The sequence below is a fragment of the Rhizobium sp. AN73 genome (assembly GCF_030757975.1).
Lineage (GTDB): Bacteria > Pseudomonadota > Alphaproteobacteria > Rhizobiales > Rhizobiaceae > Agrobacterium > Agrobacterium arsenijevicii.
In genome coordinates this window covers 1432546-1454187 of record NZ_JARWME010000001.1, presented here as the reverse complement: position 1 = coordinate 1454187, position 21642 = coordinate 1432546, and the positions used below count along the sequence as shown (strand labels likewise).

Annotated in this window: 20 protein-coding genes and 1 riboswitch; of the genes, 10 read left to right on the top strand and 10 right to left on the bottom strand. The window is 58.8% G+C overall.

Features of this window, described 5'->3' with window-relative positions; all coding sequences use genetic code 11:
- Nucleotides 1–111 precede the first annotated feature (111 nt).
- Nucleotides 112–1494, top strand: a complete 1383-nt coding sequence (locus RBH10_RS06445) for an O-antigen ligase (RefSeq protein WP_281037765.1) — start codon at nucleotides 112–114, stop codon at nucleotides 1492–1494.
- Nucleotides 1495–1546: 52 nt separating this feature from the next.
- Here RBH10_RS06445 and greA read toward each other — a convergent pair whose 3' ends face one another.
- On the bottom strand, nucleotides 1547–2029 hold the full coding sequence (gene greA, locus RBH10_RS06440) for a transcription elongation factor GreA (RefSeq protein WP_281037766.1): 483 nt from the start codon (nucleotides 2027–2029) through the stop codon (nucleotides 1547–1549).
- 207 nt (nucleotides 2030–2236) lie between these two features.
- On the opposite strand from greA, the gene RBH10_RS06435 reads away from it, so the two are divergent.
- On the top strand, nucleotides 2237–3634 hold the full coding sequence (locus RBH10_RS06435; protein ID WP_281037767.1) for a family 16 glycosylhydrolase: 1398 nt from the start codon (nucleotides 2237–2239) through the stop codon (nucleotides 3632–3634).
- Nucleotides 3635–3711: 77 nt separating this feature from the next.
- Here RBH10_RS06435 and RBH10_RS06430 read toward each other — a convergent pair whose 3' ends face one another.
- The 6 genes from RBH10_RS06430 to RBH10_RS06405 all read right to left on the bottom strand — a co-directional run bounded on the left by RBH10_RS06430 (nucleotide 3712) and on the right by RBH10_RS06405 (nucleotide 9943).
- Nucleotides 3712–4626 carry a TIM barrel protein gene (locus tag RBH10_RS06430; protein ID WP_281037768.1) on the bottom strand — a complete coding sequence of 305 codons (915 nt, stop codon included), beginning with the start codon at nucleotides 4624–4626 and terminating at the stop codon, nucleotides 3712–3714.
- Nucleotides 4627–4653: 27 nt separating this feature from the next.
- Nucleotides 4654–5379 (bottom strand): glycerophosphodiester phosphodiesterase, encoded by a 726-nt coding sequence (ugpQ, locus tag RBH10_RS06425; protein WP_281037769.1) that lies wholly within the window; start codon nucleotides 5377–5379, stop codon nucleotides 4654–4656.
- A gap of 11 nt (nucleotides 5380–5390) precedes the next feature.
- A complete protein-coding gene (locus tag RBH10_RS06420) occupies nucleotides 5391–6503 on the bottom strand; it encodes an ABC transporter ATP-binding protein (protein ID WP_306180473.1) in 1113 nt (370 codons plus the stop codon).
- Between the two features lie 5 nt (nucleotides 6504–6508).
- Entirely contained in the window at nucleotides 6509–7591 is a 1083-nt protein-coding gene (locus RBH10_RS06415) for a carbohydrate ABC transporter permease (protein WP_281037771.1), read from the bottom strand.
- Nucleotides 7591–8502 carry a carbohydrate ABC transporter permease gene (locus RBH10_RS06410; protein WP_281037772.1) on the bottom strand — a complete coding sequence of 304 codons (912 nt, stop codon included), beginning with the start codon at nucleotides 8500–8502 and terminating at the stop codon, nucleotides 7591–7593. The genes RBH10_RS06415 and RBH10_RS06410 overlap by 1 nt, the downstream gene beginning before the upstream one ends.
- Nucleotides 8503–8569: 67 nt before the next feature.
- Entirely contained in the window at nucleotides 8570–9943 is a 1374-nt protein-coding gene (locus RBH10_RS06405; RefSeq protein ID WP_281037773.1) for an ABC transporter substrate-binding protein, read from the bottom strand.
- Nucleotides 9944–10037: 94 nt separating this feature from the next.
- Between RBH10_RS06405 and RBH10_RS06400 the strand changes: the two genes are divergently transcribed.
- Nucleotides 10038–11177, top strand: coding sequence for an ROK family transcriptional regulator (locus RBH10_RS06400; RefSeq protein ID WP_281037774.1), 1140 nt, complete (start codon nucleotides 10038–10040; stop codon nucleotides 11175–11177).
- A gap of 22 nt (nucleotides 11178–11199) precedes the next feature.
- Here RBH10_RS06400 and RBH10_RS06395 read toward each other — a convergent pair whose 3' ends face one another.
- Both RBH10_RS06395 and RBH10_RS06390 read right to left on the bottom strand, forming a co-directional pair.
- Nucleotides 11200–11523, bottom strand: a complete 324-nt coding sequence (locus RBH10_RS06395; protein WP_281037775.1) for a hypothetical protein — start codon at nucleotides 11521–11523, stop codon at nucleotides 11200–11202.
- Nucleotides 11524–11712: 189 nt separating this feature from the next.
- The gene (locus RBH10_RS06390) at nucleotides 11713–12204 is read right to left on the bottom strand and encodes a hypothetical protein (RefSeq protein ID WP_281037776.1); all 492 of its coding nucleotides are present in this window, start codon (nucleotides 12202–12204) and stop codon (nucleotides 11713–11715) included.
- Between the two features lie 172 nt (nucleotides 12205–12376).
- On the opposite strand from RBH10_RS06390, the gene RBH10_RS06385 reads away from it, so the two are divergent.
- The 7 genes from RBH10_RS06385 to RBH10_RS06355 all read left to right on the top strand — a co-directional run bounded on the left by RBH10_RS06385 (nucleotide 12377) and on the right by RBH10_RS06355 (nucleotide 18753).
- Nucleotides 12377–14329: a BTAD domain-containing putative transcriptional regulator gene (locus RBH10_RS06385; RefSeq protein ID WP_281037777.1), complete on the top strand. Its 1953-nt coding sequence runs from the start codon at nucleotides 12377–12379 to the stop codon at nucleotides 14327–14329.
- A gap of 8 nt (nucleotides 14330–14337) precedes the next feature.
- Nucleotides 14338–14766, top strand: a complete 429-nt coding sequence (locus tag RBH10_RS06380; RefSeq protein ID WP_281037778.1) for a hypothetical protein — start codon at nucleotides 14338–14340, stop codon at nucleotides 14764–14766.
- Nucleotides 14767–14803: 37 nt separating this feature from the next.
- Nucleotides 14804–16000 (top strand): YcaO-like family protein, encoded by a 1197-nt coding sequence (locus RBH10_RS06375; protein ID WP_281037846.1) that lies wholly within the window; start codon nucleotides 14804–14806, stop codon nucleotides 15998–16000.
- A complete protein-coding gene (locus RBH10_RS06370) occupies nucleotides 16000–16713 on the top strand; it encodes a TfuA-like protein (protein WP_281037779.1) in 714 nt (237 codons plus the stop codon). The genes RBH10_RS06375 and RBH10_RS06370 overlap by 1 nt, the downstream gene beginning before the upstream one ends.
- Nucleotides 16710–17855, top strand: a complete 1146-nt coding sequence (locus RBH10_RS06365) for a hypothetical protein (protein ID WP_281037780.1) — start codon at nucleotides 16710–16712, stop codon at nucleotides 17853–17855. The genes RBH10_RS06370 and RBH10_RS06365 overlap by 4 nt, the downstream gene beginning before the upstream one ends.
- 135 nt (nucleotides 17856–17990) lie before the next feature.
- A complete protein-coding gene (locus tag RBH10_RS06360) occupies nucleotides 17991–18428 on the top strand; it encodes a helix-turn-helix domain-containing protein (protein WP_281037847.1) in 438 nt (145 codons plus the stop codon).
- Nucleotides 18429–18522: 94 nt separating this feature from the next.
- The gene (locus tag RBH10_RS06355) at nucleotides 18523–18753 is read left to right on the top strand and encodes a hypothetical protein (RefSeq protein WP_045018911.1); all 231 of its coding nucleotides are present in this window, start codon (nucleotides 18523–18525) and stop codon (nucleotides 18751–18753) included.
- Between the two features lie 163 nt (nucleotides 18754–18916).
- Here the strand turns inward: RBH10_RS06355 and metE are convergent, their stop codons facing one another.
- Nucleotides 18917–21265, bottom strand: coding sequence for a 5-methyltetrahydropteroyltriglutamate--homocysteine S-methyltransferase (gene metE, locus RBH10_RS06350; RefSeq protein WP_281037781.1), 2349 nt, complete (start codon nucleotides 21263–21265; stop codon nucleotides 18917–18919).
- Between the two features lie 98 nt (nucleotides 21266–21363).
- Nucleotides 21364–21580, bottom strand: a riboswitch (cobalamin riboswitch).
- Between the last annotated feature and the right edge of the window lie 62 nt (nucleotides 21581–21642).

The following is a 21642-nucleotide window of genomic DNA, read 5'->3' as shown; positions in this document are numbered from 1 at the left end:
CAACGTTCTCAAGACCACTATTCATCGTCATCACCATGTCGCCTCGCGGTTGATGACGCCCTCTCCAACAGGGCCGCATCAAGGTCCGCCAGTGAAGGATACAGGCCGCGAATGACCAGAAGTGCAAATATGGCGGCGTCGCAGCAATCCCCGTTGCCGGGCTTCGTTTTGGCAATGCCCCTTTATCCTTCAAAAACCATACGGATTCCCGGTCTCTTTCTGGCGATCTTCGTCTTTTCCATTGGTTTTTTCATCCAATGCAATGTCCTGACCAGCAATCTGGGCCTGCGCTTCCTCAACATCACCGACATGCTGGTGCTGATGACACTGCCCGTCATCGCCCTGCTTTACGTTCGCTGTCTGACGCCTTCGATCATCCTGCTTTATCTTGTTCCACTGACCCTGTTTTTTGTCCTCTCGGCTCTCTTTGCCGATGAGCGTGGTGAAGGTGAATTTTACACTACCGCGATGGCATATTTTTACGCGGTCTATTTTCTGTTTTTCACCTATCTGCTGTTCAAGGAGAACCTTCTCGAGCTGTTCTGCTGGGGCATATTCGCCGGCTTCATCGCGGTGACGATCCTGCTGTTTCTGGACATCGTCATTCATGACCAACTTGCCTCCCTTGGCCTGTCTTTCATGTTCGATGAAACCGCCGTACTGGAAGCTGCGGCAAAAGGTGAATTAAGCCCCTTGCTTTTGCGTGTCGAGAAAGCGGGAGGCATCTGGCCGGTGGGTAACACGGCCGGACCGGTCTTTGCTCTGGCTGGCGCGGCAGTCGCCTATCTTGCCGAACGTCAAAGACGCCCCGCGCTCTTCGCCGTGTTTTTGCTCGTCTACCTGGCAAGCTTCACACTCACGCTCAACCGGTCGGGGGTGTTTGCGGTTCTTGCCATCGGGGTCTATTTCTACGTCAGAAATTTTTCAATCAGGATGCTGCTCAGCACCTATTTCGGTTTTGCCCTGTCTGCCCTTGTCATCGCAGCGGTTTTGCCCTTGGGCGCTTTCGATTTTGCAGAACAGATCTTTTCAAAACGCTTTGTCGAGGACAGCAACAGCAGCAACAATGCCCAGGAACGTTGGGACACCATTACCGGTGGCTTTCAGGTCATGCTCCATCATCCCTTGGGCATTGGTTTTACCGCACGATATGAAGAACTGTCGCGGATATCGAGGATCGGTACGCCGCATAACGGCTTTCTCGCCACCGCCTATGCATCCGGCATAGGATTTTGCCTGATCAGCGCCTTTGCACTTGTCTATGCAATTTTCCGGAAACGAAAAGTCGGTTTCTTCACCTATTCGGCGATCGGGATCATCATCGTCTATCAATTTGAAGAGCTGAATTTCAATCCCGTTTTCATGGCTCATATGGGACTTGTACTCGCCTATACCTTCATCGATCTGGATTTCAGGTTCTTTCTGAAAAATACGATGATGCGGATGACAGGAATGGCGAATGAGGAAGCTTTGACGGCAGCGCGGTTAAGCTAAGACGCGTCCTGACGGGACATAACCGTGGCAGGGTTCTCCCGTTCCAGCTCCTCTAGCCGACTTCGATGATTTCAATCTCCCTGCCGCCCAGACTGACAATATCTCCGGCGGCTTTTCCCATCAGAACCCTCGCGACCGGAGAGACATAGGACATCGATCCCGCAGCGGGATCGGCCTCGTCCTCACCCACGATCCGGAACCGTTGCGTCCGCCCGTCATCGCGGCTGAAGGTCACCACACTGCCGAAGGCGACAATGCCATTCGCGGGCGGGCTCGGCATCAGCTGAGCGGTGCGGATACGCTCCACGAAATACCGAATATCCCGCAGAGGATTGGCAGAAAGCCTGCGCCTTTCATTGACGTCTTCGACGGCATTGGCCGCTTCGCAGGCTTCACGCGCCATTTGCAGCTGCTGTTCAAGCGCTTTCAGTCCAGCCTCGGTCACCAGATTGGGATGAGGCGAAATCACCCGGTCCGGTAGAACCGTTTCGGCTGCGGTTTCGGCACTATCTTCCTTGGTAAAGGCTACACTCAATCCTGACACTCCATTTCGCGAGATGCCGCATGAACATCTCCCTTGCCGTTCAATCCTGCCACCGCCCATTGCAATGCTGCAAGAGTGCAGATCTCAGAAACCGGCCATGTACCCCTCATTTCTGGCCCTAACGGGAGGGTTTTCGCCCTGTTAGGGTATCGTCCAAGAGGAGTGAGGCAACCAACGCTAACGGACAGGAGACGGTCAATGACCCGGACAGTATTGAATGCGCTTGGAGAAACACTCTATTACAGCGGCAATTCCCAAGGATTTTTTTCCGCCACGGGCTCCGGCCCGCTGCTGACAGGCACTGCCGGCAATGATTCCATGTGGGGCGACAGTTCCGTCAATGTGACGATGGCGGGCGGCACGGGCGATGATATCTATTATCTCTATTCCAGCATCAATCGCGCCGTCGAAAATGCCGGGGAAGGTATCGACACCATCGACACCTGGATGAGCTACACCCTGCCCGACAATTTCGAGAATCTGCGGGTAACCGGCGACGGCCGTTATGCCTTCGGCAATGAACTGGACAACATCATCACCGGCGGATCAGGCAGCCAGACGATCGATGGCGGAGCCGGAAACGACGTGCTGATCGGCGGCGGCGGGGCCGACACTTTCGTTTTTACCAGCGGCAACGGCACTGATCTCATCATGGATTTCAGCGCCAACGACACGATCCGGCTTAACGGTTACGGCATCACGTCCTTTGAGCAGCTCGTCAGCAATGCCACCCAGCAGGGCGATAATCTCTGGCTGAACTTCGCCAACGGCGAGGCCGTGGTTCTTGCCGGGACGACCATCGATGATCTTCAAGCTAACCAGTTCGAACTCAGCCTTGACCGGTCGTCCCTGACCCAGACCTTTGCCGACGAATTCGACGCGCTTTCGCTGCGTAGCGGCGATCAGGGAACCTGGGACGCCAAATATTGGTGGGCTCCGGAAAAGGGAAGCTCGCTGACGACGAATGGCGAGGCGCAATGGTACATCAACCCCGCTTATGCCGGGACATCGCAGGTCAATCCCTTCAGCATCAACAACGGCGTCCTGACGATCACCGCCGCGGAAACCCCGCAATCGATCGCCAGTGAAATCGAGGGTTATGATTACACTTCGGGCATGCTGAACACCTATTCGTCGTTCAGCCAGACCTATGGTTATTTCGAAATGCGCGCCGATATGCCGACCGACCGGGGCGCATGGCCGGCCTTCTGGCTTTTGCCGCAAGACGGATCCTGGCCACCGGAACTCGATATCGTGGAAATGCGCGGGCAAAACCCCAATACCCTCATCATGTCCACCCACTCCAACGCGACGGGTGAACAGAGTTCGGTCATCAACAATGTCAGCGTGCCGAGCACGGACGGATTTCACACCTACGGCGTATTGTGGGATGTGGAACACATCACCTGGTATTTCGACGATGTCGCCGTCGCGCAGACGGATACGCCCGATGATATGCACGACCCCATGTATATGGTCGTCAATCTTGCCGTCGGTGGAATGGCCGGAACACCATCGGCCGTTGATTTCAGCGATGGCTCGCAAATGATGATCGACTACATCAGGGCCTATTCGCTTTCCGACTGGGCCGCATAATAAAAACGCCGGCAGTTGCGTCTAGAACTGCCGGCGTTTCAGGCCTCAGCCTATCGGCTGCGCCCTATTCTGGCTCATCATTCGGCCGCGATCTGCATCCGATCGGCGTAGATCGACATGAGCTGCCGTGCCATTTCAAGGCTTGCGGGCTGTTCGGCCCGGTAGCGGCGGCCGATTTCCATCATCAGCACGGTATCAGGCAGGAAGGTCAGTTCCGAGAAGATGCTCGCCCATTCGATATCGCCCCAGCCGAGCGGCATGTGCAGATCGCCGATGCCGAGAGCGGTGCTTTCCTGATCGAAATACGGCTGATAAAAGCCCTGCGGGCGGCCAAAGGAGTCGTGGACGTGCAGATGACCGGCCACCGGCGCCATGGCGCGAAGCTGTTCGCGGAAATCTAGACCACGATAGGTTGATTCGAGATAGGCGTGGCTGAAATCGATCAGCGCCACGACGTTATCGTGGCCGATTGCCTTCACGGTTGCCGCCACTTCGGCAGGGGTCTGGCGATATTGGCCGGGTTCGGTGGAGAAGATATTTTCAAGTGCGACACGCACGCCATAGGGCTTGCAGAATTCCGCAAGCTCGAACAGTGCTTCCCGCTCACGGGCATCGGCATCAGCCCGCTCGGCAATCTGGTCGGCACGTAGCGCACCGCTATGCTGAACGAGAATGCCTGCACCGATACGGTCGCACAGGACGGCCAGCGCCTTTGCGGCATCGATCTGGTAGCGGCACGTTACCGGATCCATGAAATTGGACGACACCAGACCGTGCACGGTGTAGCGGAAATCGAACTGTTTCGTAAGCGCCACGAACCGTTCAGCGCGCTCTTCGATGATGCGGCCGCCCGCGATCAGATCAAGGCTGGTCACGGCGAGTTCGACGGTATCGCAGCCGATTTCGGCCAGTGCACGCAGATCGTTTTCAAGAGTGGCCAGTTCGCCGTCGTCCGAGCCAGCGTTAAAACCGGTACCAATAAGATTGCTCATATCATCATCTCCAGGGGGTCAGGAAGGTCATGCGAGTTCGGGCTGTCGTGCGGTGCGGCGCGCCGTATCGAACAGGTCCGGGCGGTCGATGTTGACGTAGTCTACTCCGGCCAATGCGATCTCATTATGAAGGTCGGCGTCATCGCCACCATAATAAACCATGACTTCCAGACCGGCCTTACGGCATGCCTCGACAAGTCCGGGCTTGCGCATCTGCGCCGGTGTGATCTCGATGATCGAGGCATGGTGAACGGCCGCCGCCAGCGACGGTGACTTGGCGATGTCGAGCGTCATCATCTTGCGGAACTCCGGCGCGGCGGCCTGCAAACCCCGGCGCATTTCTTCGGAGAAAGAGAAGAAGAAGGTATCGCGTACCATTCCAAGGCTGCGCACCAGCGCTGCCACCTTGACCGGATCGCAATATTTCAGCTCGACATAGACGCCGCAGCGGCCCCGCAAATGGCTGAGATAGGCATCAAGCCGCGGTACAATCGCACCCTTGAAGCTTTCGCCAAACCAGCTGCCGGCGTCCAGCGCATCGATCTCGCCCGACAGGGCGTGGCCGATTGGGCCGGTGCCATTGGTGGTGCGGTCCAGCGTTTCGTCGTGAAAGACATAAAGCACGCCATCCGCGCTCTCGCGCACATCAAGCTCAATGTAATCCGCCCCTTGCCTCAAGGCGAGGTCGGCGGCGGCAAAGGTGTTTTCGGGTGCAAAATGGTTGGCGCCGCGATGGGAGACGATTTTAGGCATGGAAAGTCCTGTCAGTTTACGGGTTCCGGTTCACGCGCCGGAATAGTCAGATCGTGAGAGAGATCGGCGTGCAGCCCGGCGATGCGGTTGCCGTTGGCATCGAACACGAGTGTCAGGCCGAATTTGCAGCTGATCCCGACACGATCGCCCGGCGAATGACGTATGGTCTCGCCATATTCCAGCGCGTGGATCATACCTGCGGGCGTCTCGATCGTATAAAAGACTTCGCGTCCCATGGGCTCGACGGTGGTGACTTGCCCTTCAAGCCGCGCCTCGGACGATTTGACGAGGGCGATATCTTCCGGGCGCAGGCCAAAGGTGACCTCGCCGTCGCGATGGGCATTGAGGTCGAGCAAGGCATCGCCAATCTGCAGCTGACCGCCTTGCGCCCATCCCTTCAACAGGTTCATCGGCGGCGTGCCGATGAACCCGGCCACGAACAGATTGTCGGGCCGCCGGTAAAGATCGTCGGGCGTGCCGATCTGGGCAATGGCGCCGTTGTTCATGCAGATGATCCTGTCCGCCATGGTGATCGCCTCGATCTGGTCATGGGTGACGATCAGCGTGGTGATTTTCAGTCGCTTCTGCAGGCTTTTCAGCTCGGCGCGCATGGTGATGCGCAACGTCGCATCGAGGTTGGAAAGCGGTTCGTCGAGAAGCAGGATGTTCGGTTCCTTGACCAGCGCCCGGGCGAGCGCGACACGCTGCTGCTGGCCGCCGGAAAGCTGCGAAGGCCGCCGGTCGAGAAGCGCGCTGATCTGCACGAGGCTCGCCGCTTCCTCTACCCGCCGCGCCCCTTCCTCACGCGAGACGTTCTTGAAACGCAGCGGAAAGGCGATGTTCTGCCGCACCGTCAGGTTGGGATAAAGTGCATAGGACTGGAAGACGATGCCGACATTGCGGTCGCGGGCATCAATGCGGTTGACGTTGTGGCCGTCGAAAGAAATCTGGCCGGCGGTCGGCGCATAAAGCCCGGCGAGCAGGAAAAGCGTGGTCGACTTTCCGCATCCCGAAGGGCCGAGAACGGCGACGAATTCGCCGTCTTCGATGGAGAGCGTCATCGGTTGCAGAACCCGGGTGTCGCCCCAGCTTTTGGTGACGTTGTCGAGGGTGATTCTGGCCATGGCGATTATCCTTTGATCCCGCCGAAACTCATCTGGGTGATGTATTTCTGCGTGAAGATGTAAATGATCAGCACAGGCAGCAGATAGATGATGCCGACGGCGGCGATCATGCCGTAATTCACGCCGACGCTGTCCTGGGCCACGAAGAAGAGATAAAGGCTCATCGTCATCTGGCTTTTCTCGATGAGCAGGGTCTGGACGAAGACATATTCTTCCCAGCCACGCAGAAAGGTGAAGGTGGCAACTGCGATGAGGCCGCTTCTCACCTGCGGCAGCACCACCATGCGGAATGCCTGGAAACGCGTCGCGCCATCGGTGACGGCACTCATTTCGATGTCCCAGGGAACGTTGTCGAAGAAGCCCTTGAGAACGAAGATCGCAAACGGCAACTCCAGTGCGCTCATGACAAGCACGACGCCGAAGAGATTATTGAGCAGGCCCATGTAGTGCAGCTGCACGAAGATCGCGACGGTGAGCGCGAGTGCCGGAAAGGCATGCAGCAGCAAAAGCCCGCGCAGCACGTTTTCACGCCCGGCAAAGGTGAAGCGCGACAGCGCATAGGCGGCCGGCGTGGCGACAAGCGCGACAATCAGCGTCTGGGAAGCGGCAAATAGCAGCGAATTGCGCATCGCCATCCAGATCGACGGCATCAGTGCCATGCGCGTGGTGCCGGTTTTCTCGATATCGCGGCTCCACAGGAAGCTGTAATTCTCGATGGTCAGATGCGGCAGCACCAGCACAAAAATGAGCGCTGCAACCACGGCGCCGAATGCCAGCCACAACAGCGCCGGATGGCGCAGCCGTGTGGAAAGAAGCGCCACCGCAATCGCCCCGCCATAAGCAAGAGCAGCGATTGCACCGCTGCGCCACAACACAAGCCGGCTGAGATTGTCGTCGGAGGTGGTCAGCGACTTCACCAGCAGCCACAGATAGGGCAGGAGAACGGGAACCGAAACCACCGTCAGGAACACGAGAATGACGGGAAGAAAGCCGGCGCGATGGGCAAGGCCGCGCCTTTCAAGACGTGCCCAGTCCGACGGGACATCGAGAGCGGGCGTAGCCTGGCCATGAACATGGGCGAGTGTCATCACAGCACCTCGATTTTGGCGGGAGCAAAGGTCGAGCGCATATTGCTGAGGCGCCATTGAATGAGGGTAACGGCGACGCCGATGGCCATCAGGCCGAGCGCAAGCGCCGCGCCATAGGCATAGGCACCGTTTTCGAAAGCGCGTCGGTAGATATAAAGCGCATAGGTCGTGCTGTCGTAGACCGGGCCGCCGCCAGTGATCAGCAGAATATATTCATAGGTCGTCATCAGCGAGAGTGCCTGATAAAGCGTGATGAAACGGATCGGCGCAGACAGCGCCGGCGCGATGACATGGCGGAGCACGCCCCATTCGCTGGCGCCATCGACGCGCGCCGCATTGGCCAGATGCGAGGGTATGGAGCGGATGGCCGATGTGAGGATGACCATGGCGAAGGATGCGCCGACGACACCGTTCGCCACCACCACCAGAAACAGCGGAAAGTCGTTGCGCAGGTTCAATGCAGGTGCGCCGAGCGCACCGAGGAACTGGTTGAGCAGGCCGGAAGAGGTCGGATCGGCAATCCAGATCCACAAGACACCGTAAAGCACAGCCGGGCTCATGCGCGGCAAAAGCCAGAGGCCGCGAAAGAAGTTGCCGAGCCGGTCCGGTATCGCCGTCGTCGTGACGGCCAGAAGCGCGCCGAGGCCTATATTGAAGAAGAACAGCGTTGCGCCGACATAGATGAACGTCGTCAAAAGCACGATTGGCAGACGGACGTCACGCTGGACCATGCGCTGGAAATTCTCGACCGTGAATTTGCCGACCTTCAGGTTTGCGCCCATATCGGTAAAGGCTATCACCAGATTGACGACGATCGGGGCCAGAAAGAACAGGCCGAGCAGGGCAAGAGCCGGGGCCAGATAAAAGATCGGCCGGGCCGGGCGGCGCGCCCGAAGCTGGAATTGGGACATCACGATATACCGGTAGGAACGCGGAAAAGCCGCCCGGCAAAGCCGGGCGGCATGGTTTCGGGCAAACTCAGTTGCTTACGGTGTCGCGGATTTCGATTTCCGCGCCGAATTGCAGGTCGAGTTCGTCGGCGATGAAATCAACCGCCTGTGCGGCCGTCATCTTGCCGGTCTCGACCGCCTGCAGACCACTGAACAGCACCTTGTTATAGCTGCCGAACTTGGTGTGGTTAGGCACGAACTGCGCGTCCTTCATCATCGGCGAAGCGGCGGAAAGAACCCAGTTGTCGCGGTATTTCGGCATGGCCGTCTGGGCGTTGCTGATGGCCGTGTGATAGGAAGTCACGGCGTGCTCGTTGTTGAAATAGGGCAATGTCGCAAGCGCCACGAGATCGACGGCGATATCGGCATTCTTGCTCTTCGGATTGAGAGTGTAGAGCAGCGGATGTGACAGGTTGGCCGGTTTGCCACCCTTTACGGCCGCCGGCGCGGAAATCCAGCCGATCTTGTTGAAATATCCCTTGCCGTCGGTCGGCCAGGTTGCGCCGTTCTTTTCACCCACCTGCCAGGCAACCGCCCAGACGCCCTGATGGAAGATGAAGGCTTTTTCCTGCTTGAAGGCAGTCTGGATCGCCTCCCAGCTCATGGCCGTGTTGTCGACCGGGGTCACGCCTTCCTTGGCGTTGCGCTCGTACCAACCGAGAGCCTTGGCCATTTCAGCCTTGGGGAACATCAGCTTGCCGGTCTTTTCGTCCATGAACTTCACGCCATAGGACTGGAACACCATCAGATAATCGATGCCGACATTCGGGCGGTGCAGCATGCCGTATTGCGCGGCCTTGCCATCAACCACTTCCTTCGACAGCGCCGTCAGATCGTCCAGCGTGAATTCGCCGGCATCGACCTTGGCCGGCAGACCTTCGATGAAGGCTTCGTCCTTGCCGATCTTGCGCAGCATGTCCTTGTTGTAGAAGAACATGCGGATTTCCGCGTCCTGCGGAATGCCGTAAATCTTGCCGTCTGTCGCCTTGGCCGAGTCCCACAGAACCGGCAGGATATCGCCGTAGACCCAGGGAGCGGCAGCAATCTTGTCTTCCATCGGCATCGCATAACCGTCCTGCGCGAACTGGCCGATCCACTCATGCGGCAGAACGTAGATGTCCGGTCCCTGCCCCACCGAAAACGCCTTCAGTGTATCGAGTGCGAAGGAGTCCCAGCCCTGTACCGTGCTGTTGTTGATGTCGATGACGATGCGTTTGTCGACGCCTGCTGCCTTGAACTGCGCGTTCATGACGCCGGCGGCGGCTTCGATGTTGGTGACGCGGCCAGGCGCATTCTTGTCGGCGAGCGTCCAGAGCTTGATATTGATGTCTTCGGCAGAGGCGATGGCCGGCAAAAGCGTGCTGAGAGCGACCGTCGCCATCAAGGTGAGAGACTTGAACATTGGATCCATTCCCGTTGAAACTGATTATTTAATTAAGTTGCTTAATTAACAGCTTCATGACATTTCCTTGGATAAAGCTGGGGAGAGCGGAATTTTGACCGAGAGACGGAACGGCGGGCTGGCAGGCATTGGCGCAACACAGGGGGCGCTTCTGGGATACATCAGGCGCAAGGGCTCGGCCTCACGCGTCGAGCTTGCCGAGTACTGCAGCATAACGCCGGCCGCCGTCAGCATGATGACACGCAATCTGCTCGAGCGCGGCATCATCGAGGAAGGCGCGCGCCGGCAGGAAGGCCGCGGCGCTCCCCATATCGACCTCACGCTCAAGAAAACCGTTGGTTACGCCCTTGGCGCGCACGCCAACCGCTATTCGGTGATGTTGACGCTGTTGAATTTCGGCGGGGAGATCGTCGGCGAATTGCAGATGCGCGGCTCCTATGATGCGTTTTCCGATGTCCAGCGGGCGCTTCAGGACGGATCCGAAGAACTGCTGACAAAAAACGCGATCGACAGAAGTGAGCTGATCGGCGCGGCGATAGCCATGCCGACCCGTTTTCGCAAGGAAGCCATGTCGCTCGATCTTGCCGAAGAGGTGATTTCCTGGGCGGGCTCGGACCTTTCCGCCATGCTGCGCGAGGCGCTGCGCTGCCCGGTCATCATCGAGAACGATGCCAATGCCGCCGCCATGGGTGAACTCACGCTTGGCAATGCCGGTGGACACGAAAATTTTGCCTATCTCTATCTGTCCGAGGGGATCGGCGGCGGCATCATCATCAGGAATGAGCTTTATCGCGGTTATCTCGGCAATGCCGGCGAGATCGGCGCCTTGCGCGGCCGTGGTATCTCGCGTCCCTCCCACGAAGACCTGGCGGTATGGTGCCTCGCACATGTGGGAGAGATACCTTCAGGGCGCGCACCCGATGTTTGGACGGATTATCTGTCGCGCAATCCCGCCGTGTTTGACGCATGGCTTGAACGGGCAGGGCCGGAAGTCGCCCGCCTCGCCTTCGCCGTCAGCGCCATTTTAGCACCCACCGCCATCTTTGTCGGCGGCACTTTACCGAGGATCGTGCGCGAGAGGCTGGCGGAATGGCTGGATTACGAACGCTCGGACCCGTTCAGCGGCGCAAAGGTGATACAGCCGAAAATCCTGCTGCCTGAAGTGATTGCCACAGACCCCGTAGCCTTTGGTGCTGCGGCGATGATCCTGCACGGCGTCGGCGAAGTGCGCTGAAGACCGTGCCTCGGGAGAGGTCTCAACCGAGATTGTTCACCATGAAATAGATCAGCCAGCAATGCCCGATCACCAGCACGGCCCAGGCCCATTTCGCAAGTCTGATATCGACGTCGATAACCGTATTGCTGATTTCCCTCGTGCGGAAAGCATCTTCCCCCGCGTCGTTTTCCGGCGGACGAGACACGAAGGTCCTTCTGGAAACCGGCTCGCCCACGACATAAAGCCTGTCGTTAGGAACGGATGGACGCGGCGCATCGTCGGCGCTCCCCTCAAGGGAAAGCACGTCACCGTCCGAGGCACAACTCACCGCCAGAAGTTGCGATGATACCCGCCCGTTACGCATATTACCTCCATTGGGCATCACAAATCTTCCACACAATAAAAATGAAAATATTCAAAGATGCTTCCCGATAAACCTATGGCTTTACCGGGCATGTTTACGGCACGCGCGCAGTACGCCGCGCCTGCCGTCCCCCGCCTTTCCGTGCGCTTTTGCGTTCCCCCTCGGAACGCATCGGCACCCTCCCGGCCATTAACGTGCCGGGCCTCCTGACAAATCGCTTCTGCCCACGTTAGGCTTGGCCTCCCGTTGGATCAGGAAGACGGATTTCTCCACCGGCAGCGGTTCGGCCGTCCGGTAGCGCTGGGACCGCTTCGAATATTCGAACCGGATCAGCCTGTCGTCGAATTTCCCTGCCAGAACGCGGTAGCCGTTGACCACCTCATCCAGTATTTCCAGCTCTTCTCCCCACAGCCAGCCACCGTAGGAAGTACCTTCGTTCGAACGCAGCACGATCTCGAAAAAATGCCCACCCGCCGCCAATGGCATGCGGAAGATGATATCGATATTGTCCTCGTCTTCGTCGTCGCATTTCTCCGCCGACAATCTGGCATGGGCAACTTTCGCATGCGCCAGCGCCGAAACCGGATAGAACGGACGGCCCTTGAACCACATGAATTCGCTGACCGCATATCCGACATCGTCGGCACGCTGGTAAGGTTCGGTACGCGGCTCGAAGGCCATGTAGCTTCCGTTAAACGCTATCAATTTCGAAAATTCCCGATGCCTGCCTGATGCATGATTGCTGTTTTCCGCCCGTCATCCACGCTTCTGTTCACGACAATAGGCAAGCGGCGTCACACCAGCGTCAAATGGAACGCTATGATGACTTTCAATTTCCCGGACACGTTGTTAGATGGTGATTCATGAGGGAACAAAAGTGGCTGGAAACACTGAACTGATACCGATCCGGCTTTTTGGCACCCCGCGCTGCGATGCGGTGCGGGAGGCATTTTTCCCGTCCAAGGGTTTTGCCCTCACCGCCGCCCTTATCCTTGCTCCCAACCAGTCCCTTTCCCGCCAGCAGGCCGCATCGCTGTTGTGGGAAAACGTCGAGCAAAAACGGGCGCTCGGTAATTTGCGGCAGCTGATCCTGCGCCTTCAGAAGCTGCCCAACGAGGACGACGCCATCCTTCTGACCGAAGGAAACGACCTGAAGGCCGGAAAGCTGGCGCAGCGGACCGACCTTGCGATCTTTCTTGCCGGCGCAAGGGCCGAAGACCCGATGCAGCGGCTGCAGGCACTGCTCGAATTCGGCGGAGATCTGCTGGAGGGGCTGGAGGCAGGGCAGGATCACCTTTACCTCTGGCTGCTGTCTGAACGCCGCCGTCTCAAGGACCTGTTCTTTTCAAGCTATACGCCGCTTCTGGAGGAGTTGACGCGCTTCGGCCGCGCCAGCTCGAACAACATCGCCTCGCTTGCCGAATGCGCGCTGAAGATCGAGCCGGAGCGCGAGGAAACCTACCGCGCCGCCATGGCCGCCTATGCGCGGGTGGGAAACACCAGCGCCTGCGAGGGAATTTTCCAGCTTCTGATGGAACAGCTGCGCCAGGAGGAGCGCCCTCCGGAAGCCGAAACCGTGGCACTTCGGCGGCGGATACAAAGTCTCGCCGCAACGATAGTGTCCCCCGCCGAACCGGATGAGGGCAACCGCCGGAAACCCATGGCAAAACCGCGCGTCGCCTTCAGCCGGCCGGTGCGGGTGGATGGGCTGCCGGTATCGCCGGTGATGAACGCCTTTGTCGAGGATGTCGCCAACAGTCTGGTTCGATACCGAACCTTCACGGTCCTCTCGCCGCACAGCACATTTGTGCTGACACACGACCGGGCCGACGACAGTTACGCCATGTTGCGCGCGGATTACCGCATCATGTCCACGGTATTCGACGATGCCCGCATGTCGGTGGCGCTGATCGAGGAAGCGACCGGGGAAATCGTCTGGTCGCTGGAGGCGGTGTTGACCGCGCGGCATATTCACGCCGCCTTTCGCCTGCTGTCCAAACAGGTGGCCGCAGGGCTTGCCCGCGAGATCGAACGGCTTCAGGTGGAGCCGGACCGCAACCACAGCGGTGAGGCCTACCGGCAATTGCTGGAGGGCCAGCAGCTTCTGCGCGGCAAATGTGACCTGCCGCTTCTGAGAAGAGCCCGCTCGATGTTCCGCAAGGCCGTCGATCTCGACAACAGCATGGCGGTTGCCCGCGCCCGCGTGGCGCAGAGCCTGCAACTGGAATGGCTGATGCTGGGCGGCAACGACCCCCATTTGCTACATCGCGCCAAGGCGGAGGCAGACGCCTCCGTCGAGATCGACCCCGCCCTTGGCGTCGGCCACTGGATGTGCGCCGTGGTCGCGCTCTACCAGCGGGATTTTGACATATCCGCCGAAAGATTCTTCGAGGCGGAGGCGCTTGCGCCCAACTCTGCCGACCTGCTGCTCCAGCATGCCGATGCGCTTGCGCATTTCGGCGATGCCGAGACCGCGTGGGAGAAGTTTCAGCAGGCCATCGACCTTAATCCGCTCGCGCCTGATATCTACTGGTGGGCGGGCGCCAGCATCGCGTTCAAGCGCGAGGATTACGGCGCGGCGGTGGAATTATGCGCGCGGATGGAAAATGACGAGCCGGCATTGCGCGTCTTGACCGCAAGCCATGCGCTCCACGGCGATTTGGCCGCTGCCCAGGAAAGTGGCAGCAGGCTTCAGGAAAACTATCCGGGTATGACGGCGAGGGAGATCAGCAGCCTGTCTCCAGACCGAGACCCGATAGCGAATGAAAAGTTCTATAACGCACTTCGATTAGCTGGGATCAAATAGGAGTTATTATGTCTTCGCATTTCTTCATTGTCGGAAAAAAGGGTTTCGGCGTTCTCTTCATTCGCACGGCGCCGCTCAGGGTTGCGTCCGTATCGCATGAAACGATTGCCGCCTATGAAGCCAGCCATCCCGGTGTGGATGGTTATGCGCGTGTTGCTGCGGCGGCAAAATCCATGCTCGTTCGCCAGGACGGCCTGCCGGAAAATGAGCTGGATCAGGTCCAGATCCAGGGCATCGAAGCCCTCGTCGCCGGTGGCGCCGTGGTTTCCGAAGCCGATTTCGCCTTTGTCGGCGAAGTGATCGACGCCGGCTGGGATTTCAACCGCATGGTACAGGCACCGATCGAATCGGCCCTGAAGGCCGTCGGCCCGGCGGGTTCCGTCACCGGCGAGCTGTTCGACGCCATCCTTGCCGACGACACCAACGCTGCACCCTGATTGCGGTCCCGCAGCCTTGACCGCTGACGGTGCTCCCATTTCAGCGACAGCGGCTTCAGGGCATGCGGACGCTTCGTTCTTCGATCCCGGACTGCTTCGGCGGTTCGGGATTACCCGTGTCGGTGACGTGACCGGTCTCGACGTCATCGGCATACCCGTGTGGTTTGCAGCGCGGCCCAATTCGCGCGGACTGTCGGTGTCGCAGGGCAAGGGACTTGCCGCGGAGCAGGCCAGGCTTTCGGCGATCATGGAAGCAATCGAAGGCGCTGTTGCCGAAGACACCCGTAAACATATTACCGCTTTCGGCTCCATCAAGGAGATGCGCGACAGGGGCGTTCCCCTCGTTCCTTTCGAAACCGTCGGCCGGGTCGACCCGGACACTCTCGATCTCCAAAACCAGCGCGCCTGGGTGAAGGGAATATCCATACGCCAGCAAAGGGAGGTTTTTGCCCCTTATGAATTGGTCGGCATGGATTTCCGCGCGGACTTCCCCTGGGACCGGCAAACCTTCCTCATGAGTTCGCAAGGTCTCGCCGCCGGTTTTGACCATGACCACGCGGTTCTCCACGCCCTGCTCGAACTCATCGAAAACGACGCCTGTTTTCTGGTCGATACCTTCGAAACCCGCAATATCACGCCTGAACCGGTCCTGCTCCCGGCCGGGATCAACACATCCTTCGACGCCCTTGTTCAGCGGCTTTCTAATATCGGACTGCCGCCGCGCTTCTTTGACCTCACCAATGCGCTCGGCGTGCCGGTGGTGATGGCAAGCCTGCCCCGGTCTGTCCACGCGCAGGACGGGCTTGCGACCCGCAGTGCTGCCGGTGCTGCCTGCCGATTTGGCACCTATGACGCGGCGATTGCCGCGCTGCTGGAGGCAATCCAGTCCCGATTGACGGATATCAGCGGCGCAAGGGACGATCTCTCTCCCCTGCGCTACCAGCGGGATATGTTTGCGACGGGGCCTGCCGCGTCCGCGGCGCGGCCGGTGGAAAAGGGTCCTGTCAATCTCGATTTTGTGGATCGCGACACGGCTTTGCCGCCATGGCGTCAGCTTGCCGAGCATCTCTTCGCCGGCGGGATCGAGGATATCTATGTCTTTCCGCTGGAAACGGGCGTATCCGGCCTGCATGTCGTGCGGGTTCTGGCAAGCGGCCTCACGCCCGCTGGCGGCGGCCTGCAGCGCATATCGCAGCGGACACTGGACCGGTTCCTGAACCTCGGAGGTCTTTGATGAAGCCGGTGGTTTTTGCAGGCCCGTCCATCCACGGCATCGCACCCGAACAGATTTCCGGCCTCGACCTGCGCGGCCCCGCAGCCTGCGGCGATATTTTCGACGCCGTGCGAAAGGGTGCCCGGACAATCGGGCTGATCGACGGCCTTTATGGCGATTGCGCCGCCGTCTGGCACAAGGAAATCCTGTTTGCACTGACAAGTGGCGTCACCGTTCTCGGCGCGGCCAGTATGGGGGCGCTAAGGGCCGCGGAATGTGCGGCCTTCGGCATGATCGGTATCGGTGAAATCTTTGAGGCCTATCGCGACGGGCAGCGGTTTTCCGACGCCGATGTGGCGGTAAGCCACGCGCCCGGCGAACTCGATTATCGCCCGCTTACAATCGCGCTGGTTGATGCCGAAGCGACGCTGGAAGCATGTCGCAACGCTATCACCCACGAGGACCACGACGCCCTGCTGCATTCCGCCCGCAAGCTGCATTTTACCCGCAGAACATGGCGTTCCATTGCAGCGGAAGCAAACCTCAGCCCCGAGACTGCAAACTTGCTGGCTGGAAACGCGGTTTCCGTCAAACGAAACGATGCGGCCAGGCTTTTAGGCATACTCAATGGCGAGGAATTCCCATCCCCGCCACCGCAATCGTGGAAATTCCAGAACACGGTGTTTTTCCAGCAATTGGCCACGCGGCAGACGGCGGGAGAAAAAGCGTCTTGATTGCCGCCTTGCCCCCGTCTCTGGTGCCCGATTGCGGCGGGCCGATCCGCACGGTCGCGTTTGCCCTGCCCGCACCGTTTTTTGCGGATGACCGCGCTGACGGTGGCGTTTCACCGCTTGTTCCAATCGGAAACCTGCTTTCGGCTCTACCTGCCGATGTCACGGTCCTTGTTCTGATAGATAGCACCTGTCTCGCCCCCGCTCAAAACTGGCTCGGCAGGCTGGCACTCCCCTGTACCGTCGAACTGGTTCCGCTCGAAGGCAACGACAGCGTTTCGCATCCGTGGATACAGGATATGTTCCACGTCCGGGTTGGTGGTGATGGGGCTGCAACCGAACTGGCGTCGGCGGCGGAAAACACTGTTGCCGGTAGGCTCGCCAATCATCTCGGGCTTGCAACCGCCGCTTCGCACGTCACTTTGCCGGGCGGCAACCAGTTGGTCGGCCCGGACTTCCGGCTGCTGGGCCATTCCAGCCTGCAGGATGACAGGGGGATCACAAGCAAAACGACGACTGAGCGCCCACAGCAATGGCAGCGGGTTCAGGCACTCGACAGCAGGACCGTGCACAGTTTCGGATATCGGCCGGAAGACCTCGGCAATGCCTCGACCACAATCGATCTTTCCTTGATCAAAACGCCCCTACCGGCGATTGCTACCGAAAAAATGCACCAGTGTGGTTTCCACGTCGACCAGTTCGTATCGGTCACCGGTCTCAGGAGTGACGACCGCCCTCTATTGCTTGTCGCCGATCCCTTGGCGCATACTGGGTGCGATGCCCGCGCCGCCACGGATTTGAAGCGAAAACTGGACGCCTCGGCCCTGTCGCTGGCGCGGCAAGGTTTCGCCATCGTGCGCAATCCTATTCCGGTTTCACCGGCCATCGATACCAACAAATGCCTGCCCCGGCTCTACAATAACGTCCTTGTTGAAAATATCGTGCGCTCCGGCCAAACGCGGCCATTCGTCTGGATCCCGCATTTCGGCGATGTGGAAGCGCTCGACGATTTCGACGGAGAGAACCGGAAAATATGGGAAAAGCTCGGCTTTTACGCCATCGGTGTGGCCGGCTGGAGCCACTTTGCAAGCCGAAACGGGGCATTGCGATGTGCAACAAAGGTGATAAACCGTGACCCGGCATAGCATATAAACGAAAAACCGCCTTATTTTATCAGTAACGCCTCATAATACCCGTGGAAATTGTGTTGAATGTCTATCTTCAACAATATTAATTGATAGATATCCGATTTAAGAACCTCACAACTGGAGGAATTCATGATGCAGGCCAAACTACCCAGCCCGATCGATGTGCATGTGGGCACACAAATCAGAATGCGCCGCAAGTCGCTCGGCATGAGTCAAAGCGCGCTGGCGGGCCGGTTGGGCATCACCTTCCAGCAGGTCCAGAAATACGAAAAAGGCGCCAATCGCGTCGGCGCGTCCCGCCTGCAAGCCATTGCATCGGTTCTCGGCGTCGACGTCAGCTCGTTGTTCGCTAATGCGACACCGGATGTCGGAAACGCCAATCCGGCCCTTGGCACCATCAATGCCATGCAGTCATTCGTGGCTTCGAATGAAGGGTTTTCGCTCAATCAGGCCTTTGCCCGGATCAAGAGCGTAACCGTGCGCAAGAGCATCGTCGCCCTCGTGACGTCGCTTGCAGCGACCGAAGCGGCGGAAAACACCAGCTCGGCAGACATCAAAACCGACGATTGACGCAGGTGTGACGCTCGCGTGACGCTCGATGTGGACAATAATGAACAACGCGGGATCAACGCGTTTTCATACTGTCGACTGTCGAGAGGGAAGCATGGAGTCTACCACAGCAATACTTGAAAACGACAATGCGGACGAGATTCTGGCCCTTGGAAGGATGGTTTCCTATCTTTGCCAGCGCTCTAAATCCATGGAACTGGGCATGTCGACCTATTTCCTTGAAATGGCATTGCTGTCGCTGGCTCAGGACATCAATCTGCAGGGTCTGCCGCTGGCAGGCGCAGAGATGAACGGCAACAGCTTCGCACACGCCGATCTGCATTGAACCATCCGCGTTTGCAATTGCGCAGATCCGCGGGATAGTTCTGTTTGTATGCGGTTGCGGCTGGCTCGAAACCCATCCGGCGCAGATATTCGGATAATCCTCCCCAAAGAATTTTAACAGAAGCGTTTGTCGAGGCCCGGTTTTCACCGGGCCTCGATTTATATCAAAGCACCGCCCGCCGAAGTTCGGCAGCGGCCGCGACCATATTGACGAGCGCCGGCCTCACCTCTTCCCATTTGCGGGTTTTCAGGCCGCAATCGGGGTTGATCCAAAGCTGCCGGTCGTCAAGCCGCTCTCGCGCCAGCGCCAGAAGATCGACCATTTCTCCGACATCAGGCACACGCGGCGAATGGATATCGTAAACGCCGGGGCCGATCTGGTTCGGATATTTGTAGGTCCGGAAGGCATCCAGCAATTCCATCTTCGAACGCGACGTCTCGATGGAGATCACATCGGCATCCATCGCCGCAATCGCATCGATGATCTGGTTGAACTCCGAATAGCACATATGGGTGTGAACCTGCGTCCGGTCCTCCACGCCGCTTGAGCAAATACGGAAGCATTCCACCGCCCAGCCGAGATATTCCTGCCAGTCGCGATGGCGAAGCGGCAGGCCTTCACGCAGCGCTGCCTCATCGATCTGGATCATCTGCGCGCCGGCTGCCTCGAGATCATTGACCTCGTCGCGGATGGCGAGTGCGATCTGCCGGCACGTCAGGCTCCGCGGAATATCGTCGCGGACGAAGGACCAATTGAGGATCGTCACCGGGCCGGTCAACATGCCCTTGACTGGCTTTTCGGTGAGCGACTGGGAATATTCCCACCAGCGAACCGTCATCGGCTTCGGACGTGACACATCGCCGAAGATGATCGGTGGGCGAACGTATCGCGAGCCGTAGCTCTGCACCCATGCATGCTGGGTGAAGGCGAAGCCGGACAGCTGCTCGCCGAAATATTGCACCATGTCGTTGCGCTCGAACTCGCCATGCACGAGGACGTCGAGACCGATATCCTCCTGCCAGCGGATCGTCGCTTCGGTTTCTTTCTGCAGGAAGCTTTCATATTGCGCATCTGTCAGGGCACCCTTCGAATGCGCGGAGCGGGCCTTTCTCACCTCCGGCGTCTGGGGGAAGGAGCCGATGGTGGTCGTCGGGAAAAGCGGTAGCGCAATTGCCTGCGACTGCACCTTCTGCCGCTCGGCAAAGCCGCTTGTCCGCTTCCTGTCGGCCTCGCTAATCTTGGCGATACGGTTCTGCACGGCCACATCAGTCACCTTTGACGAGGATGCGCGTGCAGCAACTGCCCTGGAGGCGGCTTCCAGTTCCGCCGCGACGATGGCCTTGCCTTCACCGAGCGCCCTGCCGAGCGTGGCAAGCTCGCCGAGCTTCTGGGTCGCAAAGGAAAGCCAGCTTTTCAGATCGGCATCGAGACCGGTTTCCAGTTCAAGATCGACCGGAACATGCAGCAGCGAGCATGAAGGCGCGATTTGAAACGCTTCCGCACCCCGCACGGCAATTGCGGCTTCCAGCCGGTCGATAATCGCGGCGAGATCGGCGCGCCAGATATTGCGGCCGTCGATAACGCCGAGAGACAGAACACGGCTTTCGGGCAGCGCCTTCAGCACCGCTTCGAACTGACCGGGTGCCCGCACCAGATCGACATGAAGACCCGCGACCGGAAGTGTGGCAACGGCCTCCAGATTATCCTCGAGACCGCCGAAATAGGTGGCCACGAGGATTTTCAGATCCGGGGCGGCTTTCGACAATTGCTGATAGGCCACAGTCAGCGCGTGGCGTTCCCCCTCGGAAAGGTCCAATACGGCCACGGGTTCGTCGATCTGCACCCAGTCGGCGCCGGCCGCATGCAGGCGGTGTAGCAACTCTTCGTAGACGGGCAACAGTTTTGGCAACAGATCAAGTGGCTTGAAGGCTGCCTCACGCGCCTTGGCAAGCTTCAGGAACGTGACCGGCCCAAGAATGACCGGGCGCGTATGGATACCGAGCGCCTTTGCCTCGAGAAAATGATCGACCGGCTTTTGCGAGGTGAGCGCGAAATGCTGATCCTCAGAAACCTCCGGCACCATGTAATGATAATTGGTGTCGAACCACTTCGTCATCTCCAGCGCCGGAACGCCCTGACCCTGGTGCGCATGTCCTTCATGCACATGGCCGCAACTTGCATGCCCTTCGCTTTGGCTGCCGCGCGCCATGGCGAAATAGGTCGATAGCGAGACTTCTCCGCCCGTCCATCCGTAGAGTGACGGGATGGCACCGACCATCGCGGCCGTATCGAGTACATGATCGTAGAGGGAAAAATCGTTGGACGGGATATGGCTAATCCCCTTTTGCTGCTGAAGCGCCCAGTTTTCGGCGCGGAGCTTAGCGGCTGTTTCGAGAAGTTCTGCTTCGGAAATCTTTCCCGACCAGAAGCCTTCGAGCGCGAACTTCAGTTCGCGATGGCGGCCAATCCTCGGAAATCCGAGCGATGCGACTGGAATGGTCTTGTTTGACATTGTCATACCCCAGATGGTTTTGGGGGCATGGGTAAAGCGGACGCGTGCGGGCCCAGCCGTTGCCGGGCCAACGAGCAACCACCGGGACACCCCGCCCGTGGACGTTATTTTGTCCTGGCAGGTCTCCTGGCTTACGGGTCGTCGCCTTTGCCCGTCTTCCCGGGGCTTTCACCCCAGTGACGTTGATGGACAAAGGCTCACCGCTTACAGTTGCGGGGGCAGCTCCGGTATTGCCGATCCAACGGCGCACCGGATTCCTCTTAGCTCCGGGATTGAAACAATCAGGCCCGGAGAACCATGACACCCGCATTTCTCACCACGGGCGTCATGATGTCAATAGATATAAAGAAATCTTTATATCTTTATTTCATTCGAAA

Bases quoted from the DNA above. Each gene is read 5' to 3' on its own strand.
- RBH10_RS06445 (WP_281037765.1), top strand. From the start codon at position 112: ATGACCAGAAGTGCAAATATGGCGGCGTCGCAGCAATCCCCGTTGCCG.
- RBH10_RS06435 (WP_281037767.1), top strand. From the start codon at position 2,237: ATGACCCGGACAGTATTGAATGCGCTTGGAGAAACACTCTATTACAGC.
- RBH10_RS06430 (WP_281037768.1), bottom strand. From the start codon at position 4,626: ATGAGCAATCTTATTGGTACCGGTTTTAACGCTGGCTCGGACGACGGC.
- ugpQ (WP_281037769.1), bottom strand. From the start codon at position 5,379: ATGCCTAAAATCGTCTCCCATCGCGGCGCCAACCATTTTGCACCCGAA.
- RBH10_RS06420 (WP_306180473.1), bottom strand. From the start codon at position 6,503: ATGGCCAGAATCACCCTCGACAACGTCACCAAAAGCTGGGGCGACACC.
- RBH10_RS06415 (WP_281037771.1), bottom strand. From the start codon at position 7,591: ATGACACTCGCCCATGTTCATGGCCAGGCTACGCCCGCTCTCGATGTC.
- RBH10_RS06410 (WP_281037772.1), bottom strand. From the start codon at position 8,502: ATGTCCCAATTCCAGCTTCGGGCGCGCCGCCCGGCCCGGCCGATCTTT.
- RBH10_RS06405 (WP_281037773.1), bottom strand. From the start codon at position 9,943: ATGTTCAAGTCTCTCACCTTGATGGCGACGGTCGCTCTCAGCACGCTT.
- RBH10_RS06395 (WP_281037775.1), bottom strand. From the start codon at position 11,523: ATGCGTAACGGGCGGGTATCATCGCAACTTCTGGCGGTGAGTTGTGCC.
- RBH10_RS06390 (WP_281037776.1), bottom strand. From the start codon at position 12,204: ATGGCCTTCGAGCCGCGTACCGAACCTTACCAGCGTGCCGACGATGTC.
- RBH10_RS06385 (WP_281037777.1), top strand. From the start codon at position 12,377: ATGGTGATTCATGAGGGAACAAAAGTGGCTGGAAACACTGAACTGATA.
- RBH10_RS06380 (WP_281037778.1), top strand. From the start codon at position 14,338: ATGTCTTCGCATTTCTTCATTGTCGGAAAAAAGGGTTTCGGCGTTCTC.
- RBH10_RS06370 (WP_281037779.1), top strand. From the start codon at position 16,000: ATGAAGCCGGTGGTTTTTGCAGGCCCGTCCATCCACGGCATCGCACCC.
- RBH10_RS06360 (WP_281037847.1), top strand. From the start codon at position 17,991: ATGCAGGCCAAACTACCCAGCCCGATCGATGTGCATGTGGGCACACAA.
- RBH10_RS06355 (WP_045018911.1), top strand. From the start codon at position 18,523: ATGGAGTCTACCACAGCAATACTTGAAAACGACAATGCGGACGAGATT.
- metE (WP_281037781.1), bottom strand. From the start codon at position 21,265: ATGTCAAACAAGACCATTCCAGTCGCATCGCTCGGATTTCCGAGGATT.